The organism is Nonomuraea indica (assembly GCF_002850745.1).
GTDB classification, from domain to species: Bacteria; Actinomycetota; Actinomycetes; order Streptosporangiales; family Streptosporangiaceae; genus Nonomuraea; species Nonomuraea indica.
This window is the reverse complement of record NZ_PJOK01000068.1, coordinates 71,027-90,825: the sequence shown is the minus strand read 5'-3', so window position 1 is coordinate 90,825 and position 19,799 is coordinate 71,027. Positions and strand designations below refer to the sequence as shown.

General features: G+C 70.0%; 16 protein-coding genes and 1 pseudogene. 10 read left to right on the top strand and 7 right to left on the bottom strand.

Translation table 11 applies throughout. The annotated features are described in order from the left end of the window. The first annotated feature begins 481 nt into the window (after nucleotides 1-481). Complete coding sequence (locus CXR44_RS37625) at nucleotides 482-1,345, top strand: hypothetical protein (RefSeq protein WP_144070228.1); 864 nt, start codon at nucleotides 482-484, stop codon at nucleotides 1,343-1,345. A 335-nt stretch (nucleotides 1,346-1,680) separates the two neighbouring features. Here CXR44_RS37625 and CXR44_RS37620 read toward each other — a convergent pair whose 3' ends face one another. After that, nucleotides 1,681-2,115, bottom strand: coding sequence for an organic hydroperoxide resistance protein (locus tag CXR44_RS37620; RefSeq protein ID WP_101790936.1), 435 nt, complete (start codon nucleotides 2,113-2,115; stop codon nucleotides 1,681-1,683). Nucleotides 2,116-2,220: 105 nt separating this feature from the next. Between CXR44_RS37620 and CXR44_RS37615 the strand changes: the two genes are divergently transcribed. The 4 genes from CXR44_RS37615 to CXR44_RS37600 all read left to right on the top strand — a co-directional run bounded on the left by CXR44_RS37615 (nucleotide 2,221) and on the right by CXR44_RS37600 (nucleotide 5,586). After that, the gene (locus CXR44_RS37615) at nucleotides 2,221-3,165 is read left to right on the top strand and encodes an LLM class flavin-dependent oxidoreductase (RefSeq protein WP_101790935.1); all 945 of its coding nucleotides are present in this window, start codon (nucleotides 2,221-2,223) and stop codon (nucleotides 3,163-3,165) included. Next, nucleotides 3,162-3,863: an alpha/beta hydrolase gene (locus tag CXR44_RS37610; RefSeq protein WP_101790934.1), complete on the top strand. Its 702-nt coding sequence runs from the start codon at nucleotides 3,162-3,164 to the stop codon at nucleotides 3,861-3,863. The genes CXR44_RS37615 and CXR44_RS37610 overlap by 4 nt, the downstream gene beginning before the upstream one ends. A 15-nt stretch (nucleotides 3,864-3,878) precedes the next feature. Continuing rightward, the gene (locus tag CXR44_RS37605) at nucleotides 3,879-4,568 is read left to right on the top strand and encodes a winged helix-turn-helix transcriptional regulator (protein WP_101790933.1); all 690 of its coding nucleotides are present in this window, start codon (nucleotides 3,879-3,881) and stop codon (nucleotides 4,566-4,568) included. Nucleotides 4,569-4,755: 187 nt separating this feature from the next. Continuing rightward, nucleotides 4,756-5,586, top strand: a complete 831-nt coding sequence (locus CXR44_RS37600; RefSeq protein WP_101790932.1) for a hypothetical protein — start codon at nucleotides 4,756-4,758, stop codon at nucleotides 5,584-5,586. 250 nt (nucleotides 5,587-5,836) lie between these two features. Here CXR44_RS37600 and CXR44_RS37595 read toward each other — a convergent pair whose 3' ends face one another. Continuing rightward, nucleotides 5,837-7,942 carry a prolyl oligopeptidase family serine peptidase gene (locus tag CXR44_RS37595; protein WP_180903893.1) on the bottom strand — a complete coding sequence of 702 codons (2,106 nt, stop codon included), beginning with the start codon at nucleotides 7,940-7,942 and terminating at the stop codon, nucleotides 5,837-5,839. Nucleotides 7,943-8,215: 273 nt separating this feature from the next. Between CXR44_RS37595 and CXR44_RS42275 the strand changes: the two genes are divergently transcribed. Genes CXR44_RS42275 through CXR44_RS37585 form a run of 3 tightly spaced genes read left to right on the top strand, consistent with a single transcriptional unit; the run spans nucleotide 8,216 to nucleotide 9,946 of the window. Continuing rightward, nucleotides 8,216-8,755 carry a DUF6192 family protein gene (locus CXR44_RS42275; RefSeq protein ID WP_219602259.1) on the top strand — a complete coding sequence of 180 codons (540 nt, stop codon included), beginning with the start codon at nucleotides 8,216-8,218 and terminating at the stop codon, nucleotides 8,753-8,755. Beyond that, nucleotides 8,674-9,090: a hypothetical protein gene (locus CXR44_RS37590; protein ID WP_101790930.1), complete on the top strand. Its 417-nt coding sequence runs from the start codon at nucleotides 8,674-8,676 to the stop codon at nucleotides 9,088-9,090. Before CXR44_RS42275 ends, CXR44_RS37590 begins: the two co-directional genes overlap by 82 nt. A 4-nt stretch (nucleotides 9,091-9,094) precedes the next feature. After that, nucleotides 9,095-9,946 carry an IS5 family transposase gene (locus CXR44_RS37585; RefSeq protein ID WP_101790929.1) on the top strand — a complete coding sequence of 284 codons (852 nt, stop codon included), beginning with the start codon at nucleotides 9,095-9,097 and terminating at the stop codon, nucleotides 9,944-9,946. A gap of 7 nt (nucleotides 9,947-9,953) precedes the next feature. On the opposite strand, the gene CXR44_RS37580 is transcribed toward CXR44_RS37585, so the two are convergent. Both CXR44_RS37580 and CXR44_RS37575 read right to left on the bottom strand, forming a co-directional pair. Further along, entirely contained in the window at nucleotides 9,954-10,958 is a 1,005-nt protein-coding gene (locus tag CXR44_RS37580) for a WD40 repeat domain-containing protein (protein WP_101790928.1), read from the bottom strand. 619 nt (nucleotides 10,959-11,577) lie between these two features. Further along, nucleotides 11,578-12,042 (bottom strand): GNAT family N-acetyltransferase, encoded by a 465-nt coding sequence (locus CXR44_RS37575; protein ID WP_101790927.1) that lies wholly within the window; start codon nucleotides 12,040-12,042, stop codon nucleotides 11,578-11,580. Nucleotides 12,043-12,242: 200 nt separating this feature from the next. Between CXR44_RS37575 and CXR44_RS41475 the strand changes: the two genes are divergently transcribed. Beyond that, nucleotides 12,243-13,367: a GntG family PLP-dependent aldolase gene (locus tag CXR44_RS41475; protein ID WP_101790926.1), complete on the top strand. Its 1,125-nt coding sequence runs from the start codon at nucleotides 12,243-12,245 to the stop codon at nucleotides 13,365-13,367. On the opposite strand, the pseudogene CXR44_RS37565 reads toward CXR44_RS41475, so the two are convergent. The 3 genes and pseudogenes from CXR44_RS37565 to CXR44_RS37560 all read right to left on the bottom strand — a co-directional run. Then, nucleotides 13,334-14,392 (bottom strand): annotated as a pseudogene (locus tag CXR44_RS37565) (ATP-grasp domain-containing protein); the annotation flags it as partial. The gene CXR44_RS41475 and the pseudogene CXR44_RS37565 overlap by 34 nt on opposite strands. A gap of 22 nt (nucleotides 14,393-14,414) precedes the next feature. After that, on the bottom strand, nucleotides 14,415-15,476 hold the full coding sequence (locus CXR44_RS40420) for a PLP-dependent cysteine synthase family protein (protein WP_219602254.1): 1,062 nt from the start codon (nucleotides 15,474-15,476) through the stop codon (nucleotides 14,415-14,417). Between the two features lie 23 nt (nucleotides 15,477-15,499). Beyond that, nucleotides 15,500-16,381: a GHMP family kinase ATP-binding protein gene (locus CXR44_RS37560; protein ID WP_219602253.1), complete on the bottom strand. Its 882-nt coding sequence runs from the start codon at nucleotides 16,379-16,381 to the stop codon at nucleotides 15,500-15,502. Nucleotides 16,382-16,714: 333 nt separating this feature from the next. Between CXR44_RS37560 and CXR44_RS37555 the strand changes: the two genes are divergently transcribed. Beyond that, complete coding sequence (locus CXR44_RS37555; RefSeq protein ID WP_101790924.1) at nucleotides 16,715-19,786, top strand: AfsR/SARP family transcriptional regulator; 3,072 nt, start codon at nucleotides 16,715-16,717, stop codon at nucleotides 19,784-19,786. Nucleotides 19,787-19,799 lie beyond the last annotated feature (13 nt).

Below are 19,799 nucleotides of genomic sequence, written 5' to 3'. Positions count from 1 at the left end.
ACCGCTGGGGGGGATCGTCACCGCTGCCAGGATCTCCGGGCAGCACGTGGCCTCAGGGTAGGGCGCCAGGGAGAGGTCCGAGACCGATGACATCTCCACCAGCCGGACGTCGGACACCGGGCCGGTGTCCGACGTCCGGAAGAACATGGTCATCGATGCGCCTCGCCGCTAGTTAATCTACAATGTAAAGGGGCGGGCTAGATGCAAAAATCTACCCCTCACCCTCTACAAACCCCACCGAGGGCCAGCAGCGTTCGGAGCGGGCTACGGACGCCGGCCGGACGGCCGCCGACTGCGGGCGGGAAGCGCGGGTCTCGGCCGCGCGCCCGCGCGAGAAGTGTCCGTTCCGGTCGAAGCTTGCCAGCAGTCAGCGCGCTGAGCTGCGGGTTGAGCAGGAGTTCCGAGCATCGGTCGTCGATCTTGTTCAGACTTGCCTGCACCTTCGGTCGTGCGGGCCTCGGCGTATGGGCAGAATCGGCTGGTGTCGAATATCTTCACCGACTTCATCCGGGTTTATGCGCAGCCTGGTCACCACATCGATGAGGTCGAGGCCCAGTGGATCGCCTGGATGTTGCTTGGGCCCCGCGGTTCCTATCATGTTCCGGTTCGCGTCCGGTGCGGGCCGCAGGGGCGCTACGCCGAGATCCAGTACGGTTCCGGCAAGAGCCCCGATGTCGTGAATTTCTGTGAGAATCACATCGGGTACTGGCGCTACAGCACGATCTGGGGCCGGTCCTTCAACGACGGCGGTTCAGAGGACGTGATCTGGCAGGACGATGTCAACGACGGCCCGCGTCGGTTCTGCCGGTACGGTTTCGACGAAGTCCGCGTCATCACCGCGGGCGGGCAACCGCCCGTGGTGCCGGAAGCGCCGTGGCGGCGACAACTGGATGGCTCCTGGCGGCTGCGGGTCGCCGGCAGCTACCGCACCGGCAACGACCGTTTCGCCAGCGTCGGGCCCTGCGCCACGGCCGCAGTGGACCCGCCGGCCCCAGACCCGGCGGACCTGCCTCTGTCCACCCCGACCACCCCGAACATCCACGGCGAGGAATTGTCGAGCATCGACCCGCCCTGGCTGGCTGCTCTCACCGAGGCCGGGTCGGCTGCCGTGTTGATCGAGTACCGCTGGCGAGGCCGGATCGTGCATTGGTCGTCGTTCCAGTCCGACGAGCGTTACAACGATCCTGACCCTGAATGGCAGCACCGATGCGCCGATGATTGGGACAACTGCCTCGACTCGGAGTTTCTCCGTTTCATCGGCGCGACGGACCTGCTGGCGCCGGCGGAAGTTTATGAGCGCGACCAGGAAGATTGGGAATCGGCGAGCTGGTACCGGGGGCGGTGATCGACGTGCCCACAGCGGAGCCCGCAGTTCGGGCTGGCCGCCCCCACCGTCAGCCACCACCTGAGCGGTGAGGGCGGCGACCTCCGGCCACCTGAACGAGCGCGCCTTCCACGACGGAGCCGATCGCTTGCCCGCCCCTTCGAGCGCCTCATGGCCCGCGGGTCGCGCACCCGTCCAGGCACTGGAGGATCTCCGCCCAGGAGCCGCATGCTCGCAAGTGGCACGCGCGGAGCGACCTGCACAGGGTCATCATCGAGCCGATCTGGCGTCCGGCGATCGTCGACCGGTCGGTCGCCCTCGTCCGTGCCGTCCCCGGCCCGGTACGCGGCGGCGTGTCACAGCTGTGTGCCGTTGACGACCAGCGTCACTTCGATGTTGCCGCGGGTGGCGTTGGAGTAGGGGCAGACCTGGTGCGCCACCCGGACCAGGTCGGCGGCCTGGTCGGGGTCGGTGATGGACGGCAGGCTGATCTCCAGTTCGACGCCCAGCTTGAAGCCGCCGTTGCCGGCGGGGATGAGCATGACCTTCGAGTCGATCGCCGCGTCGTCGCCGCGCAGCTGTCTGCGCTGACCGACCAGGGCCAGCGAGGCGGCGAAGCAGGCGGCGTAGCCGATGGCGAACAGTTGCTCGGGGTTGGTCCCTTCACCGTCCCCGCCCAGTTCCTTGGGCTGCCTGAGGTTCACCTCCAGCCTGCCGTCGGCAGTGCGGCCGTGCCCGTCAGCCCGGCCTCCGACAACGTGTGCCTGTGCGGTGTAGAGCGCGTTCGTCATGGTGATCTCCCTAGGGGTCTGCTACTCGAAAATGTATCTTAGACTTCAAAAATAGGAAGTCAATCCCATAGGCTCGACCACTGCCGGCGACGAGAGAGGAACCACGTGGCCCCGTTAGAGATCGGCTACCTGTTGCCGACACGCGACCAGGCCGTACGCGGCGATCACAACCTGGAGCAGCTGGTTCAACAGGCGCGGCGCGCCGAAGCGCTGGGATTCCACTCCGTGTGGGCCGGCGACAGCCCCCTCACCCGGCCCCGAGCCGACCCCTTGCTCCTGCTGTCGGCCGTGGCTGTCGCCACCCGCCGCATCACGCTCGGCACCGCCGTACTGCTGCCCGCGCTCCGTCATCCCATCCTGCTCGCGCACCAGCTCGCCACCCTGGACAGGCTCGCCGACGGGCGCCTGATCGTCGGCGTGGGGGGCGGATTCCCCAACCGCGGCACGAAAGATCAGTTCACCGCGCTCGGGGTCGCCTTCGCGCGCCGCGTCAGCCGCCTCGAGGAATCGATCGAGGTGATGCGTCGCCTGTGGAGCGGCCGGGAGGTCTCCTACGCCGGCCGGCACTTCGAGTTCCACGGCGTGACCCTGGCTCCCGCGCCCGATCGGCCGGCAGGCCCGCCGATCTGGCTGGCCGGAGGTGGCGAAGCGGCGCTGCGACGCGTGGCCCGCCTGGCCGACGGCTGGCTGCCCTACCCGCCCCAGGCGCACACCTACGCCCGGGAGTGGGCCGCGCTCCAGCGGAGCGCGGCCCGGCCGATCGCTCCCGCCCTGTACGCGACCCTGTGCCTGGACGAGGACCCCGGGCGGGCGCGGAACCGCCTGCGCGCGAGCATCGAACGCTACTACAACGCACCTCTGGAGGCCGTCGAAGGCGTTCAGGCCATGTTCGCCGGTACGGCTCGCGCGGCCGCGGACTGGCTCACCTCCTACGCCGAGGCCGGTGCTCGGCATGTGGTGATCCGGCTCGCCGCCGACGACCATCTCGCGGCCCTGGAGAACTTCGCCGGCCACGTCCTGCCCCTGCTTGATGTGAAGGGAACAGCATGACCACCTTCGTTCTCGTACACGGCGCCTGGCACGGCCCATCCGCCTGGGAGCGTCTCACCCCGCTCCTGCGGGAGGCCGGAACGCGTACTCTGACGCCCTCCCTCACGCTGGAAGGCGACGCCGGCCTGGACGCCCACGTCGATGAGGTCCTTGCCTGCCTCGACGTCGCCGCGACGGCCGACGACGACGTGGTGCTGGTCGGGCACAGCTACGCGGGGTTGATCGTCCGGCAGGCCGCCGACCGGCGACCCGATCTGATCGGTCACATCATCCTGATCGACGGCTGGGCCGGTGGCGACGGCGCCGGCATGTTCAGTCTGGCGCCCGGCACCTTCGTCGACGCGATCCACGCTGCCGCCCGTACCACCGCGGGCGGTCGTCACATCCCCGCCCCACCCCCGGCGAGCTTCGGCATCACCGATCCCGACGACGTGCGCTGGCTGGCCCCGCGCCTGCGGCCACAACCTCTGCGTACGTTCGCCGAAGCGACCCGGCTGAGGGGAGCCGTCGACGACATTCCTGGCACAGCCATCTGCTGCCGGCCGCAGACGTACCCGTTCGACCGGTTCGCCGCGGCGATCGGGTACCGGATCATCGCCATGGACGCCCCGCACGACGTGATGCTCACCCAGCCGCAGGCACTGGCCCGGCTCCTCCTGGACGCTCACGCATATCAGTTCAATAACGAGAAGTTGTAAGGTTAAAATGGAGAAGTGGAACAGCGGAACTACAACCAGTACTGCGCGACCGCGCGCACCCTCGACCTCATAGGCGAACGGTGGACGCTGCTGCTGATCCGTGAGCTGCTGACCGGCCCCAAACGGTTCAGCGACCTGCAACACAGCCTGCGCGGCCTCGGCACCGGCCTGCTGGCGGCACGGATGAAACACCTGGAACGCGAAGGGCTGGCCCGCAAGGTCACCCTGCCGCCGCCGGCCCGTACCCCCGCCTACGCCCTCACCCCGGCCGGTGAAGACCTCGAGCCGGTGGTGATGGCCCTGGCCCGGTGGGGGCTGGCATGGGCCATGGGCGAACCCCGCGACCAGGAGAGTTTCCACCCCGGCTGGGCCGTGCTCGGCCTGAAGGCGTGCTTCGACGCCGAGGCCGCCAGGGGCCTGCGGGCGCTGTACGAGTTTCGCGTGGAGGAGGAGGTCTTCCACGCCCGCATCGACGACGGCACCATCGAAACCGTGCACGGCCCGGCCCAACACCCTGACGTCGTCATCACAACCAGCAGGGAGACTTTTCGCGACCTCGCGGCCAGCAGGTCGACCCTCGACGAAGCGATCAGCGGCGGCGCCGCCTCCGCCTCCGGCGACCGGCAGGCCCTGCGCCGGCTTCACCACCTGTTCCGCCTGCCGGCCCCGCGAACCCGATCCACGGCTCCGGCCTCCACGTCATGACAGGGCCGCTTGCCTTTGCGGTAGCGAGCCGGAATCACGGTGTCGCCGAGTCGCGCCGGCTTTGTTCGCCATCGGCCCCCAGCCGTGGGCCCAACCCGAAAAGGGGGGCAGGCAAGGCCGTGACCATCGCAGACGTAAGCGTGCCATCGCCGATGCGAGCCGGGTCCAGGGTTCGAGGAGGAGACGCATGAGTTCCGTCACGCCTGAGATGATCAACTACTACACGCAGCTCCTGAACGATCTGGAACGGGTGAGGGGCGGCAGCACCGACGCGCTGTTCTGGATGGTCGTGCGAGGCCGTGAGCAGCCCCTCACGGTCGCCGATGTCGCTCGCCGGCTGGGCGCTGACCTCGACATGACGAGCCTGCGAACGGTGCTGGAACCAGCGGAACATGCCGTGCTGGAACAGAGCGACCACGGCGTGATCCTGCTGGCGGCGGACGTCTACATCGACGGTCCCGACATATGGGCCCGTCTGACCGAGAACGCGCAGGCGTGGGGCTTCTGGTATCTGATCAATGCTGCGAACAGGTTGTTCCACGCCGCCGATGGGCAGCTCGTCACCGAGATGGACGCCCTTCGTCCCGAGCCTTCACAGTGCTGGGGCCGAACTCCCCGCGCGCTGGATTCCTGCCTGGGGGCCCTGCGCGCTCTTGCCGATCAGAAGCGGACAGACGACCAGGCCGGTGTGACACCCTCCGCTGCGTACCCGGAGTGGGAGACCGCGCTGGCGACCGTGGAGGCGATGACCGGCGTGCGCTTGGACGTCGACCGGTTCACCCGGGGACAACACTGGGTCCGCCCCCTCGGCGGCCGGTTGGATGCGATCTCCACGAGTAGGAGAGGAAGGGCCAGCAGCGGGCTGCGCGATGCCGAACAGCGTGCTCGGCCCCGCGTCAGGCCTACCTGGCGCAGGACCCCCTATGGTGAAGCCGCTCTCGGAGGTTGCGTTCAGCCCAGCACCGAAGCCGTCGCCGCCGCGCTCGCCGAACACGACCCGGGCCTCCGACGCCACTGACCGGCCACGCATCGCTGAGGAGAGCGCTCGATGCCCCGACCGACACCGCACAGGTCCGTGTGCTCCTGCTGTGCGGTGCACCGGACCCGTCGATGCCGGCCGCGACCGGGTAGGGGCGGGCACGTGGTACTCAGCGACGGCACGGCGGCACCATGCGGTCACTTCGGGGGCGTCACCCGCAGGCCGGGATCGAGCGGCCCGCCGGACGACGGCGACGCGACATGACGAAGGGCCCGCGGCTCAGTCGTACTCATCGTGACGCCTCGAAAGCGTGCAAAAGGAAGGCCAGCACATCAGCGAGCAGGGCATGTTCCTGCTCGCGGGTCGAGCCGGCGCCGTGACCGCCGTGCTCCTCGACACGCAGCAGTACCGGCCGGCCGGAGGCGCTGGCCGCCTGCAGGCGGGCGGCCAGCTTCGCCGGCTGCCACGGCGGCACCCGTGCGTCGCGCCGTCCGGTGGTCAGCAGCACCGCCGGGTACGGTACGTCGGCCTCGACCCGCAGGTAGGCATCGATGATCAGCAGACCGCGCAGGCCCTCCTCGGTGGTGACGCTGCCGAACTCCGGCACGTTGATCGGCCCGCTCTCGGTGAACTCGGTCCGTGTGGCGTTGACCGTCGGCACCTGCATCGCCATGGCAGCCCACAGCTCCGGCCGGCGCACCAGCGCGCCGCCGGCGGGGATGCCGCCGGCGCTGACGCCCTCGCCGGCCAGCCGTCCCTGCCGGGTGTAGCCCAGGGCGATGAGGTGCTCGGCGCAGTCGATGAAGTCCGTGATGGTGGCCTCCTTGCGCAGGCCACGCCCGGCCTCGTGCCATTCCCGGCCATAGGCGCCGCCGCCGCGCAGGTGCGCCACGGCGTAGACGCCGCCGCGCTCGTACCAGGCGAGCATCTCGGGACGGAACTCCGGCAGCTCGGACATGCCATGGGAGCCATAGCCGGTGAGCAGGACCGGGTTGTCGCCGTCCAGCTCCAGGTCCTTGTGGTGGATGACGGTGAGCGGGATCTGTGTTCCGTCCCTCGCGGGCACATGCAGGGTGCGGGCGTGCACGTCGCCGAAGTCGACCGGTGAGCGGGGCGCCAGCCCGGTGTCCTGGAGGGTTTCGCCGTCGTAGCGGTAGAGCCGCGGCGCGTCTGTCCAACCGGCCGCCAGCAGCAGGGCCTCGGGTCGTTCCGGGTGGGTGGTCAACTCCCAGATGGCGCCGTCCACCGGGAGCGGGAGGTCGGCGGGCTCGCCGCCGGACAGGGGCGCATGCCGTATCCGATGGACGCCACCGTCGAGATCGCGCACCAGCAGCCGGTCGCCGACGACCCGCACCGCCTCCACCACGCGCTCACCCGCGGGCACGACCACCCGGGCTCGGGACAGTTCCGGTACGGCAAACGGAACGGCCAGCACGTGGGAGCGGGGCGCGTCCCGGTGGGAGACCAGGTAGAGGGTGTCGTGGCTGGTGGCGAAGGCGGTCACACCGTCGGCCACGCCCGCGACCTTCCGCCACGGGCAGGTGGCCGGATCGGCGAGCGCGGCTCGTGGCGCCACGTACAGTGAGCAATCGCTCAGCTGTTCGCTGGTCCAGGGGCCGAGTGCGCCGTGGGAGACGATCGCCAGCATCCACTCGCCGCGCGGCGGTGCCACGAGGAAGGGCCGATCCTGGGGGGTCAGCTCGACGTGGGGGTTGAGCCCGCGTGCCAGCACCACCTCATCCCGCGCCGGGTCGGTGCCCAGCCGGTGCAGGAAGGAACGGCTGTCCAGGCGGCGCTTCTCGGGCGGAGCGCCCGCCGGAGGAGCCACGAAGCGGTGGTAGACGAACGACCGGCCGTCCTCCAGCCAGCTCAGGAAGGCGAAGCGCGTCGTGGGCGGGATCGTCTCCAGGATGGCGCCGGAGCCGACGTCAATGACCTGGATCGTGCTCTCCTCCGACCCGGACGGGAAGACGGCGCAGGCGATGTGGCGGCCGTCGGGAGAGGGCACGTACCAGGCGATGGCGTGGTGCGCCTCGCCGGGCACGGTGTCCGGGTCGAACAGGACCCTGCTCGCTCCCTCGGGCTCACGCACCATCAGCACGAGGACGTCGGCGCCCGGTTCGCGCGCCAGGTAGAAGATCCTGTCGCCCGCCGGTGTGAAGTCCGAGTACTGCGGGAGCGCGCCGCCCAGCTCGCGGATCCGGGTCAGCAGCTCCTCCCGGCGGGGCAGGGTGTCCAGCTGCTTGCGGGCATGGCCGGCCTGGCCGTCGAGCCAGCGGTGGAACTCCTCGCCGTCCGCCTCCATCCACCGGTAGGCATCGTCGAGTGTGACGCCGTGGTGAACGTCGCGCACCACGTCCACTCGGGCGATCGGGGGGCCGCTGATGTCGGTCATCCGCGTGATCATAAGCGACGCTCGCTAAGAAGGTGTTTTTGATCCTGTTGATGATCGTTAGGGAACACAAAAGACCTTGTTTGCCAGGGATTGTCACTAGGCGCGATCAATAGGATGCTTGGTGTTGGTGGTCCGCATCCCGCCGTTGTCCCGTACGTCGCGTGCGAGGGGAGAGCGGACCATGCTGACCATGATCGGTCATGTCAGCCAGGAGCGGTACGAACAGATCATCACTCGCGGCCGGGAACTGGTTGAACTCCAGACTGGAGACCTATCGCTGGGTGGCCTCCCGTTGGCCGGCCCAGCACCGCCGGTACGAGGTCCCGTACTACATTCACAAGACGCTGGGCCTCGCTCCGCGACGATGAGGAGCGGTGGGAGCGCATCACCAAGCCTCCGCTGGACAAGCGCACCCAGACGCACCGGTGGACCGACACGGCCGCCAAGCAGGCCGTCGACCAGAAGTTCGCCGACACCACCTCAGTGCAGCAGAAGGTGGAGCGCATCCACGACCTGGCCCGAGACGAGCAGGTCGCCGCCGCCGTGGCCACCGATCTGCTGCGCCGCCCGGAGGTCGCCTTCAAGGCGATGACCGACACTACCGCCCGGCATCTGGTCAACCGGGCGCAGGTCGATCAGGCCCGGCAGGCCGGCGAGGTGGTCCGGGAGCGCACCCCGCGCTGCCCCGGATCGAACGCAGCCGCGACTTTTGCTGCGCGGCGAGTAGCGCCATGCCCTCCAGGGGCCTGGCCGCCAATGTCTGCGGCGACCAGGTTCGTCTCGCGCTGCTGGAGGCCCGCCCGGCCGGACTGACTGCCCGGCAACTGGTCGGCGCCACCAAACTGAGCCTCTATCAGGTCCGCAAGGGCATCCTCTACATCCGGGAGGTCTCGGCGATGGCCCACTTGACCCCGCTGATCTGGACTTATGCCGACGGCTACCGCTTCTCCTCCCAACCCGATGGCTGGATCGCCTACGAGCGCTCGCGGATGCGCACCGAACTGACCCGAATCAGTCGCCTGCTGTCAGCGACGGTCGCTCCGCACGCGGCCGCCCGGCCGGAGGAGGAGTGGGTCAACCTGGTGCTGGGCCAGCTCAACGTGGTGCAGGCAGCGCTGAGCCTGCTCAACAAGGCCGGGCGAGCGTGAGTCGATGCGCCCGCGTCGTTATCCGTCCGACACCAGCGATGAGGAGTGGGCGCTGATCGAGCTCCTCCTGCCGGTGCCCGCCTGCCAGACGCGCACAGGCGGGCGCCCGGAGAAGCACCACCGCCGCTACATCATCGACGCGATCAGGTACGTGACCGACAACGCCTGCAAGTGGAGGGCCCTGCCCGCGGACTTTCCGCCTTACCAGACCGTGTTCGGGTTCTTCAGCCGCTGGACCAGGGCCGGGGTCTTCAACCGGGTCCGTGATGAGCTTCGCCGCGCCATCCGGTTGCGCGCCGGGCGCTGCCCCAACCCGGTCGCTGGCGTCATCGACTCCCAGTCGGTGCGCGCCGCGGCCACCGTCACCGGCCGCTCCCGGTCTTATGACGCAGGGAAAAGGGTGCCGGGGAGAAAACGCCATCTGGTCGTGGACACCTTCGGCCTGCTCATGATGGTCATTGTCACGGCCGCCGGGCAGCCCGACCGCGACGCCGCCCGGGAGTTACCGGCCCGGCTGCGGATGCTGCACCCGCAGCTCACCCTCATCTGGGGCGACAGCGCCTACGCCGGGACGCTGGTCGAGTGGGCCCGCCGCTTCCTGCGCCTCACCCTGAAGATCGTGACCAAACGGCCTGGTCAGACGGGATTCGAAGTGCTCGCGAGACGTTGGATCGTCGAGAGGTCCCTGTCCTGGATGATGAACGCTCGTCGCAATGTGGTCGACTTCGAACGCAAACCGTCGCACAGCGAGGCCCACCTGACCATTGCCGCGATCACACTCATGACCAGGCGGCTGACCCGGAACAGGCCCCCGGCCTGGACTCGAAGGCCAGCATCCGCTCCCCAGGCCGCCTGAAGTTCCTCTACTGCGCTAAGGCTTCCAGGTCCCAGATGTTGATTCTGCTGTCCCGGCCCGCGCTCAGGGCGACGTGGCGCCCCTTGAGGATGGCGGTCTGAACCGTGTCGACTCTCCCCTCGTGGCCGATCAGCGGATCGCCGAGTTGCGTGCCGGTCGTCAGGTCCCAGAGGCGCACCGTCGCGTCGGCGCCCCCGCTCACCGCCAGGGCACGCTCACCGATCACCGCCGTATCCATGGCTTCGACGGCGTCCTCGTGGCCAGTCAGCGGATCGCGGATGGGGTCATCCCCGTGCTCGTCAGTCAGGCCCCACACATGGATCTCGTCCTCAACACCCGCCACCAGGATCGGGTCACCCGTCAGCCTCGTCAATGAGACGGCCAGTACACGTTTCTCGTCGGTGTCGAACTTCCTCACTTCCTCGCCCGTTGTCAGATCCCACACAGCCACTCCTTCGTCCATCCCGCCCGCCGCCGCCAGCGAGAAGCCAAGGCTGTGTGAGGCCGTGAGGCAGGCGATGCGGCCGACCTCGTTGACCAGTTCCAGCGGCGCCTCCGCGGACGGCCCCCACACCAAGATCTCCTCCGCGTACTGCGTCGCGGTCACGAACAACGGCGGCCCCTCACCCCGCACCTCGGTGATGGCAGCAAGGTAAGGATCGTCGAAACGTGCGCCCCGGATCAGTTCGCCGCTATCCAAATCCCAGAAGGCAAACCCCTGTTCATCGCCTCCCGCCGCTAGGACCACCCTGCCTTCGGACATGACCGCGGCTACCGAATGGATGTCGTTGTCAGCATTGGGATACTGGGCGGTCAGCGGGTCCCCCGCGCAGGCGAAGGCCAGCGGCCGCTCATGCCACACGTCTCGCAGGGGATCCCACGTCCACACTCCTCCATACCTGGAGTCGGCGCAGACCACGAGCGGCCCAGCCGCGGTCTCGACCAACGTGAAGTCCATGATCCGGGACGAGGAGGGCACTTCACTGCTCAACATCGCTAACTGCGCACGCATCTCGCGAAGCTACCATCCAAGATCTCCTTTTGCATGCGTCTTCTACCAGACAGTGAACATCCGCACACACGAGTGCTAAACCGTCGCAGCTCCGCGGTGTCTCTCCAAGAAAGGTCCGAAGCTGATGCGTCTCGTCTTTGTCCCGGAAAAATCGTTTCAGCCAGTTCCAAGACACCCTCTAAGCCGGGTGAGCTGGTTGAGATCGCCGCGGTGCCGTCTGCATGGCACGACTCTTTTGTATTGTCATTTCTGAATGTGAGAATCCCATTTGCACCGGAGCGCGCCTACGGCGGCGCCTTGCCCGCCTGCGGCTCCCTCGGCTCGGGACTGCGCCTGCTCGTCGGCAAGGGTCTCATCGGTCTGCCTCTGGCGGCGGCTCGACGAGTGCGAGCCCGCCGAGGACTGTGGGCAGACGATCTCCGCAGGGGCTGTCCTCGTCGCCTTCGCGGTCCACTTCGTAGACCTTAACGTCCTCGCTCAGGCCGCCCGCGGGTGCTTCTCCCGACATCGCATCCTCCGCCCACCCGGTCGATCTGGTTCACGCCATCCGTCACCGTACGCGTACGCCTGAACCGAGACCGTTTCGCCCCGCCGACGCGAGGACAGGCCCGGGGCGGCGTCACCGTCGCGGCGGTTGGTGGAGCTGGAAGACGATCCGGTCGGCTGTCGGGCCGTCGTAGTCGATGACGGGGCCGGTGACCGTGAAGCCCATCGCGGTGTGAAAGGCGACGGAAGCGTGGTTCTGCGGTGAGGTGATCGCCTGGATCCTCACCCGATGCTCGGCTGCGGCGATGTCGAAGAACCGCTGGTAGAGACGGCGGGCCAGCCCGCTGCCGCGGAGTTCGGGCGCGACGCTGACGAAGTGGATGTAGGCGGTGTCGGGCACCGAGGGTGAGAGGAATCCGATGAGGAACCCCGCCAGCCGGTCGTCGTCCTCGGCCACCAGGCTGGTGCGGTGGAAGTGGTCGAGGAACAGCCGGGGCAGGAGCGAGCGCATCGGCCGTCCCCACCAGTCGTCCACCACGCCGACGATGCGATCGTAGTCGCCGGGTTCGGCCGGCCGCAGGCTTGGACTTGTGATCATCGATGCCCATCGTACTGCGCATCGGCCGTCAGGAGCTTTCACCGGGCGGACAGCCGGGGGGAAGGGGGTGGCGCGGTGACCAAGGCGGGCCGCCGGGGGTGTCCGGCCGTGGATCGGGTGCGGAGGATAGGTGGCGGAAGGCGGGTGGATAGCGACGCGGGCGAGCCTCGGTCGCAGTGGCGACGTAGAGGAGGCCGTTGATGCGCGTGACATCCCGCCGGGTCGAGCTTCGGAGTGACACCTTCACCCTGCCGACCCGGGAGATGCGTGAGGCCATGGTGGCGGCCGAGCTGGGGGACGACGTCTACGGGGAGGACCCCACCGTCCGGGAGCTGGAGGGGATGGCCGCGCGGGTGCTCGGCAAGGAGGCGGGGTGTTTCATGCCGAGCGGGACCATGGCCAACCTGTCCGCCATCATGGCGCACTGCCCGCGTGGGAGCGCGGCGCTCGTAGGGATGGATTCGGACATCTACCGGTATGAGGCTGGAGGGGCCTCGGTGTGCGGCGGGGTGGTGTATCGCCCGATCCTGAATCGGGCCGACGGCGGTTTCGAGCCGGGTGACATCCTGGCGGCCTTGCCCGGCGACGTGGACGATCCGCAGTTCGCGGTGCCGAGGGTGTTGTGCCTGGAGAACCCGGCCAACCACGCCGGGGCGAAGATCCTCCCCGAGGCCCGCGTGCGGGAGGTGGCGGAGCTGGCGCGGCGTCATGGGATCGCGGTGCATCTCGACGGGGCGAGGATCTTCAACGCCGCGGTGAGCAGCGGGGTGCCCGCCCAGGAGATCGCCGCCTGCGCGGACTCCGTCCAGTTCTGCCTGTCCAAGGGGCTCGGGGCGCCCGTCGGGTCCGTCGTGGTGGGGCGGGCGGCGTTCGTCCGGGAGGTACGGCGTATCCGCAAGATGCTCGGCGGCGGGATGCGGCAGAGCGGGGTTCTGGCCGCGGCGGGGATCGTGGCGCTGAAGAACAGGGACCGGCTGGCGCACGACCACGAGACCGCTGGGCGGCTGGCGGAGGGACTGGCGGCCACGCCGGGCGTCGAGGTGGTGTCCAGCGGGATGAACATGGTGTTCTTCCGGGTGCCGGGCATGGACCACGGGCGTTTCATCGAGGAGGTGGGCGCGCGGGGGGTGGCGGTGGCGGAGCTGGGGCACGAGCGGCTGAGGGCGGTGACGCATGTCGGGGTCGGCCTGGACGATGTGGACTACGCGGTCGAAGCGGTCCGCGCGGTGATCACCGGGACCACGCGGCGGGCAGCGGCGGACAGCGACGCGGTGACGGCGGCAGGGGAATCGCCCGCCGCGATGACGAAGCCGAGCCGGTCGTAGGCGGTCCGGGGCGGGCGCACCGGTGCGCCCCGCCGCGCGGTCATCGTGACCTGGGTGACGCCGGGCGTACGGCGGGCGTGGTCCAGGCCGAGGACGTCACGCAGCGTCCCGGTGCGGCGGGCGGTGAAGAACCGGATGCCCGCCCAGCCGTCCGTCCGGGGTTCGAGGTCGGGGGCGGCCCCGACGGCGCAACGCACCTGCTGCTCCAGCAGGTCGACGCCGCGTGCCAGGCGGATGAGCTCGGGGATCATGCCGCCGGCGAGACGGCAGTTGATCTCGATGAGCGCGCCTGCCTTGATCTCGGTGTGGGTGGGTCCGACGCGGACGTCGAGCGCTTTGAGGGCGGCGCGTACGGTCTCGGCCAGCGCGGGGTCGGCGTCGGCGGGATGGAGATGGCCGAGCTCCACACAGTACGGCGGCGCGCCCATCACTTTCCGGGTGACGCCGACGCACCGTCCGGAGAACATCTCGACGCTGTATTCGGGCCCCGCCACGTACTCCTCCACGAGGGCGACACCCGCTGTCGGCTGGCCCCTGACGTTGTGGCGGACCGCGAGCACGGCCCGTGCCTGGGCCTGCGCCTCGCGTACGGTTCCGCAGATGCGCACGTTGGCCGAGCCGGAGTCGTCCACCGGCTTGACCACGCACGGCAGCCCGACAGCCGCGACGGCGTCGGGGATCTCCTCGGGCGAGCGGGCGCAGGCCCAGCGCGGCTGTGGTATCCCGGCTTCGGCCAGGCGCCGCCTGACCGCGGATTTGTCCCGGCATGTTCGTACGACGTCCACCGGATTGCCGGGCAGCCCGAGTTCCTGCGCCAACGCCGCGGCCACGGGCAGGAAGAACTCGCTCGTCGTGGTGACACCGGCGACCCTGCCCGGCAGCGCCGGCCGCACCGCCGTCACGCGGGAGGTGTCGCACCGCACCACCTGCGCTCCCGTCTCGCGCAGCCCCCGGTAGCGTGCGGGATCGGAGGTCAGCAGCACGGGCTCGTACCCGAGCCGGGCCGCCGTACGCAGGGCCAGCATGCCTGATCCGGTCGTGTTGGACTCAACGAACAGCAGCCGTCCCCGCGACATCCTCCACCTCCCCGGGGCGCGGCATCAGGCAGTACGACCAGGCCGACACCGGCTGCCCGTAGTCCACGCGGACCGGCGAGGGCCGGTCCTTCATCTCGTCCAGGCCGTGTTCGTGCCAGTACTCGGCGCTGAACACGCTGGCGTGGTAGCGGTCCCCCCGGTCCGGGAAGATCCCGACGATCCGCGTGCCGGGCCGCGCCGAGCGGCGCAGGTGGCCGAGTACCCGGTACACCGACCCTGAGGTGTTGCCGCAGAACAGCGCCTGCTCGGCGGCCAGTTGGCGGGTCGCGGCGAACGCCTCCCTGTCGCTCAGCCAGTGCACCTCGTCGATCTGGCCGGGGTCGAGGTTGCCGGGGATCAGGCTGTTCCCCAGTCCGCTCTGCAGCCGGGTGGGCCGGTCGGGCTGGTCGAACAGCGCGCTGCCCACCGCGTCGACGCCGACCGTCCACAGTTCGGGCATCGTCTCGCGCAGCGCCCTGGCCGTCCCGCACAGCGACCCGCCGCTGCCCACCGATCCCACCAGTACGTCGACGTGGCCCAGGTCGCGGATCAGCTCCGCGGCGAGCGTCCGGTAGGCCAGGGGGTTCTGCGGGTTGCGGTACTGCCGGGGCCAGAAGGCGTCGGGCATCACCCGCAGCAACTCCTCCAGTCGCTCCAGGCGGGCGCTCTGCCACCCTTGGCCGGTCATGTGCGAGACGATGTGCACCCGGACCCCGAGGGCACGGAGTTTGGCCAGTGTCAGGGGGTCGATGCGGGGATCGGTGACGATGTGGACGGGATGGCCGAGCGCGCGGCCGACGAGGGCGATGCCCAGCGCCATCGTCCCCGAGGAGCTTTCCACGACCGGCGCGCCGGGGGCCAGGTCGCCGGTGTCGCGGGCGTGCAGGATCGCCTGCCGGGCGACCCTGTCCTTCATGCCGTAGAGGTTCTGCAGTTCGAGTTTGGCGTGGACTTCGACCTCGGGGGCGTCGTCGAAGCGCAGCCGGACGAGCGGGGTGTGGCCTATCGCGTCGATGACGCTGTCGAACCTCATACGCGAAATCCCCTTCAGAGATGTCAGCGAAGCGTGTATTCGACGTGCACGGAGTCGGTCAGCTGCCCGCAGGCGGCTGACAGGTGGGCCAGCTTGCGGTCGTAGTCGGGGTCGGCGTCGGCCAGCAGGATTCCCAGCCGGGTTCCGCTGTGCGCGGCGAGCACGCCGAGGGCGTCCGTCCGCGCGCTGAGCTCCATGGCCGGCCGCAGCAGCCGCTTGGGCTGGAGGCGCTGGTTCATCTCGGCGCTGCGGGTGGCCAGGCGGCCGAGCGTGCGGGCGTCGCCGTCGCGTACGGCCCGGCCCGCCGCGGCCAGCATCGCCGCGTATTCCTGGGTCTGTGCCGCGGTGTACGCCTTGGGCATCTGGTTGAAGGCGACCGTGTCCACGGTCCCGCCCTCGTCCATGCCGACGATCGTGAGGGCGGGCAGGGCGCCCAGTTCGTGCAGGAGCGTGACCTCGCGGTGGCAGAAGGCGACGGCGGCGTCGTACATGACCCCGTCGCTGGGTTCGATGCCGCGCAGCGCGTCCTCGATCTTCGAGGGCCGCAGCGTGAGCCCGAAGGCGTTGGCGACCGCCCGTGCCGAGGCCACCAGGTCGGCGGAGGAGCTGGCCATGCCCTTGCCCACCGGCAGCGTGCTGGTGATCGTCAGCACGCCGCCGCCGTCCCACCCGTGACCGCGCAGCATGCGTTCGACCAGCAGCCGGGACTTGCTCTTGCCGCCGGGCCTGACCCGTATCGGCCAGCCGGGCTCGGGGACGAACCGCGCGTGCGACCAGCGTGCCACCGGCACTGTCACCAGGAAGTCGCGCCCGTCGGGAGGGAGCGCCCCCTGGATCAGTTCGCCGAAGGTGCCGAAACAGTGCCCGTGGCCGACACGCGTGTCCACGCTGGTCGTCCGTCTCACAGAGAGCTCACCTCGTGCGGATCCTGCCTGGGGGGTCCGTCCCCCTTGAGCAGCCTGGGAGCGCCCGCTATCAATCCGCCCTTCACGACCTATTGCCAGTTCGGAATGGCCATTTTCGACAAGGATCCTGATTGACGGGAAAAGTGGCGGGCTTTTAGCATCCGACGTGGAGTTCGGTTATTCGTGGGGGCTTTACACGGGCGCTCGGGCGAGCGTGGAGGTTGTATGCGCGCGGCGAGCACGGTCGATGGCCCGCGTGACCCTTCATACCCGGCAACCTGCTGGATCTCTTGGATACCCCCTTCCGGGCGCAGCATGCCACAGTGAGGATTCATGGACATCCGTATTCTTGGTCCATTGGAAGCAAGCAGGGGGAACTTCCCGATCAAGTTAGGCGGTCCCCGCCAGCAGACCGTCCTGGCGATGTTGTTATTGGGTGCGGAAAAGGTTATTCCGGTCGCCCGTTTGATAGAGGCGGTGTGGGGTGACGATCCGCCCAGCACCGCCCGCGAACAGATCCAGATCTGCGTCTCCGGCCTGCGCCGGGCCTTCGTCGGGGCCGACGGCGAGAAGCTCCTGTGCACCCACAGCCCCGGCTACGTCCTGAGGCTCGACGGCTGCACCCTGGACGCGCGGGTCTGCGAAGCCCGGGTGCGTGAGGGACGCGAGGCACTGTCGGCCGGCGACCCGGCCGCCGCGGCGGCCTGCCTGCGCGGCGCGCTGTCACTGTGGCGTGGCGCGGCGCTGTCCAGCGTGAGCAGCGCGGTGGTGCAGCAGAGCGTGGCCCACCTCAACGAGCGGCGGCTCAGCGTACTGGAGGAGTGCGTCGAGATCGAGCTGAACGCCGGGCTGAGCCACGACCTGGTGGGCGAACTGGTCGCGCTGACCCAGGAGCATCCGCTGCGCGAGCGGCTCAGGGCGCTGCACATGACGGCCCTGTACCGGACCGGGCGGCAGGCGGAGGCTTTGGAGGTCTTCCGCAACACCCGCGCCATCCTGGCCGACGAACTCGGCATCGAGCCCAGCTCGAACCTGCAGCGCCTGCACCAGGCCATGCTCGAAGGCAGGCCGCTCGAAGGCAGGCCGCTCGCGGACGGCCCGGCCCGGCGGATCGACCCGCCGCCGCCGGTCGAGGTCCGTCCGTCGCCCGGGCCCCAGCCGGGCCGCAACATCCCCATGCTGCTCCCGGCGACCATCCCTGACTTCACCGGACGCGCGGGCGTCATCGACCGGATGACCGACCTGACGGGCACCGGGGAGGCGGTGCCCGTCACGGTCCTGTACGGCCGGGGCGGCGCGGGCAAGACCACCGTCGCCGTGCACACCGCCCATCGCCTGGCCGCCCGCTTCCCGGACGGCCAGCTGTACGCCCAGTTGCAGTCGGGGACGCGCCGTGTCGACCCGGTGGACGTCCTCGGCCGGTTCCTGCGGGCGCTCGGCGTCAGCGGATCGGCCCTGCCGGAAGGCGGCGAGGAGCGTGCCGAGATCTACCGTGACCTGCTGAGCAAGCGGCGCATGCTGATCGTGCTGGACGACGCCATGTCCGAGGAGCAGATCGTGCCGTTGCTGCCGGGCAACCCCGGGTGTTCGGTGCTGGTCACCAGCCGCAGGCGGCTGACCGGTCTGCCGGCCGCGCGCCGGGTGGAGGTCGGGACGCTGAGCCCGCGCAGTTCCCTCACGCTGCTCGGCAGGATCCTCGGGCAGGAGCGGGTGGAGGCGGAGCGCGAGGCCGCCGAACGGCTGTGCGAGCTGTGCGGCTGCCTGCCGCTGGCGCTGCGCATCGTGGCCGCGCGGCTGGCGGCCAGGCCGCACTGGAGCGTCGCCACCATGGTGGAGCGTCTGCTGGACGAGTCGCACCGGCTCGACGAGCTCAACCACGGCGACATGGGGTTGCGCGCCAGCATCTCACTGTCCTACGACGCGTTGTCCCCGCAGGCTCGCAGGTTGTTCCGGCTGCTGGCGCTGTCGGAGGCGCCGAGCTTCGCCGCCTGGGTCGGCGCGCCGCTGCTCCAGGCCGACCCGCTGCGCGCGGAGGACCTGCTGGAGGAGCTGACCGAGGCGTATCTGCTGGACATCGAGCACACCCCGGCGCCGGAGCCGGTCCGCTACCGGTTCCACGACATCATGCGCTCCTTCGCCCTGGAGCGGCTGCTGGCCTGCGAGAGCGCCGACGAACGCGGGGCGGCCCTGGAGCGGCTGATCGGCGCGCTGCTGTTCCTGACCGAGGAGGCGCACCGCCGCGAGTACTCCGGCGACCACCTGCTGCCGGCGGGCAGCGCCTCCCGGTGGGAGCTGCCCGCCTCCTGCGCCGGCCGCGTGCTGGGCAACCCGCTGTCGTGGTACCGCCAGGAGCGCACCTCGATCCTGGCCGGCGTCCGGCAGGCCGCCGCCTGCGGTCTGGAACACGCCTGGAGGCTGGCACTGGGCGCGGTGCCGCTGTTCGAGTCGCAGGCGTACTTCTCCGACTGGCGCTCCACCCACGAGGTCGCGCTCGAGGCCGCCTGCCGCGCGGGGGACGTGCGGGGCGAGGCGGCGATGCGGTACTCGCTGGGCTCGCTCCACCTGGTCCAGCGGGAGAGCGCCGAGGCCGCGGCCCAGTTCGAGCGGGCCATCAGGCTGTACGATCACCTCGGCGACCAGCACGGTACGGCGCTCGTGCTGCGCTACATCGCCTACCTGGACCGGCAGAACGGCGACCTGGAGCTGGCGCTGTCCCGCTGGGAGGAGGCGTTGAAGACCTTCCAGGTGGTGCACGACCGCGTCGCCGAGGCGTACGTGCTGCACAACATGGCGCAGGTCCAGCTCGACCTCGGCGCGCAGGACGAGGCGTACGCGCTGCTGCGGCGGGCGGACCGCATCTGCAAGGAGACCGGCAACCGGCGGGTGGGCGCCCAGGTGCGGCACCGGCTGGGCGCGCTGTACCACCTGCGCGGCCGGCTCGACCAGGCGGCCGACACGTACGCCGGTGTGCTCCAGGACGTCCGCGAGTCCGGCGACCGCATCGGCGCCTGTCACGCGCTGCTGGGCCTGGCGGCGGTGGACACCGCACGCGGTGATCTCTGGCGTGCCCGCCGTACTCTCACCGAGGCCGGGGAGCTGGCCGCGTCGGTCGGCGACCCGTCGATGCGGAGCCGGGTCGCGCTCGGGCTGGCGCAGGTGGAGTTCGCCGAGGGTGAGCTGCAGGCGGCGGCGGCACACGCCGACAGGGCGGTGCACGACTTCGGGGTGGCGGGCCTGGCCCTGCTCCAGGCGCGTGCCCTGGTGGTCAGGGGGCGCATACGCAAGGCGGCGGGGTCGCCGGGGGCCGCGATGGCGGACTGGCGGACGGCCGAGGTGCTCCTGTCGGGGACGAGACCGCGCGCCGCCGCGCTGCGCGGCGAGCTCGACCGCCTCACGACCGTGTGAACCGTCGATCGCC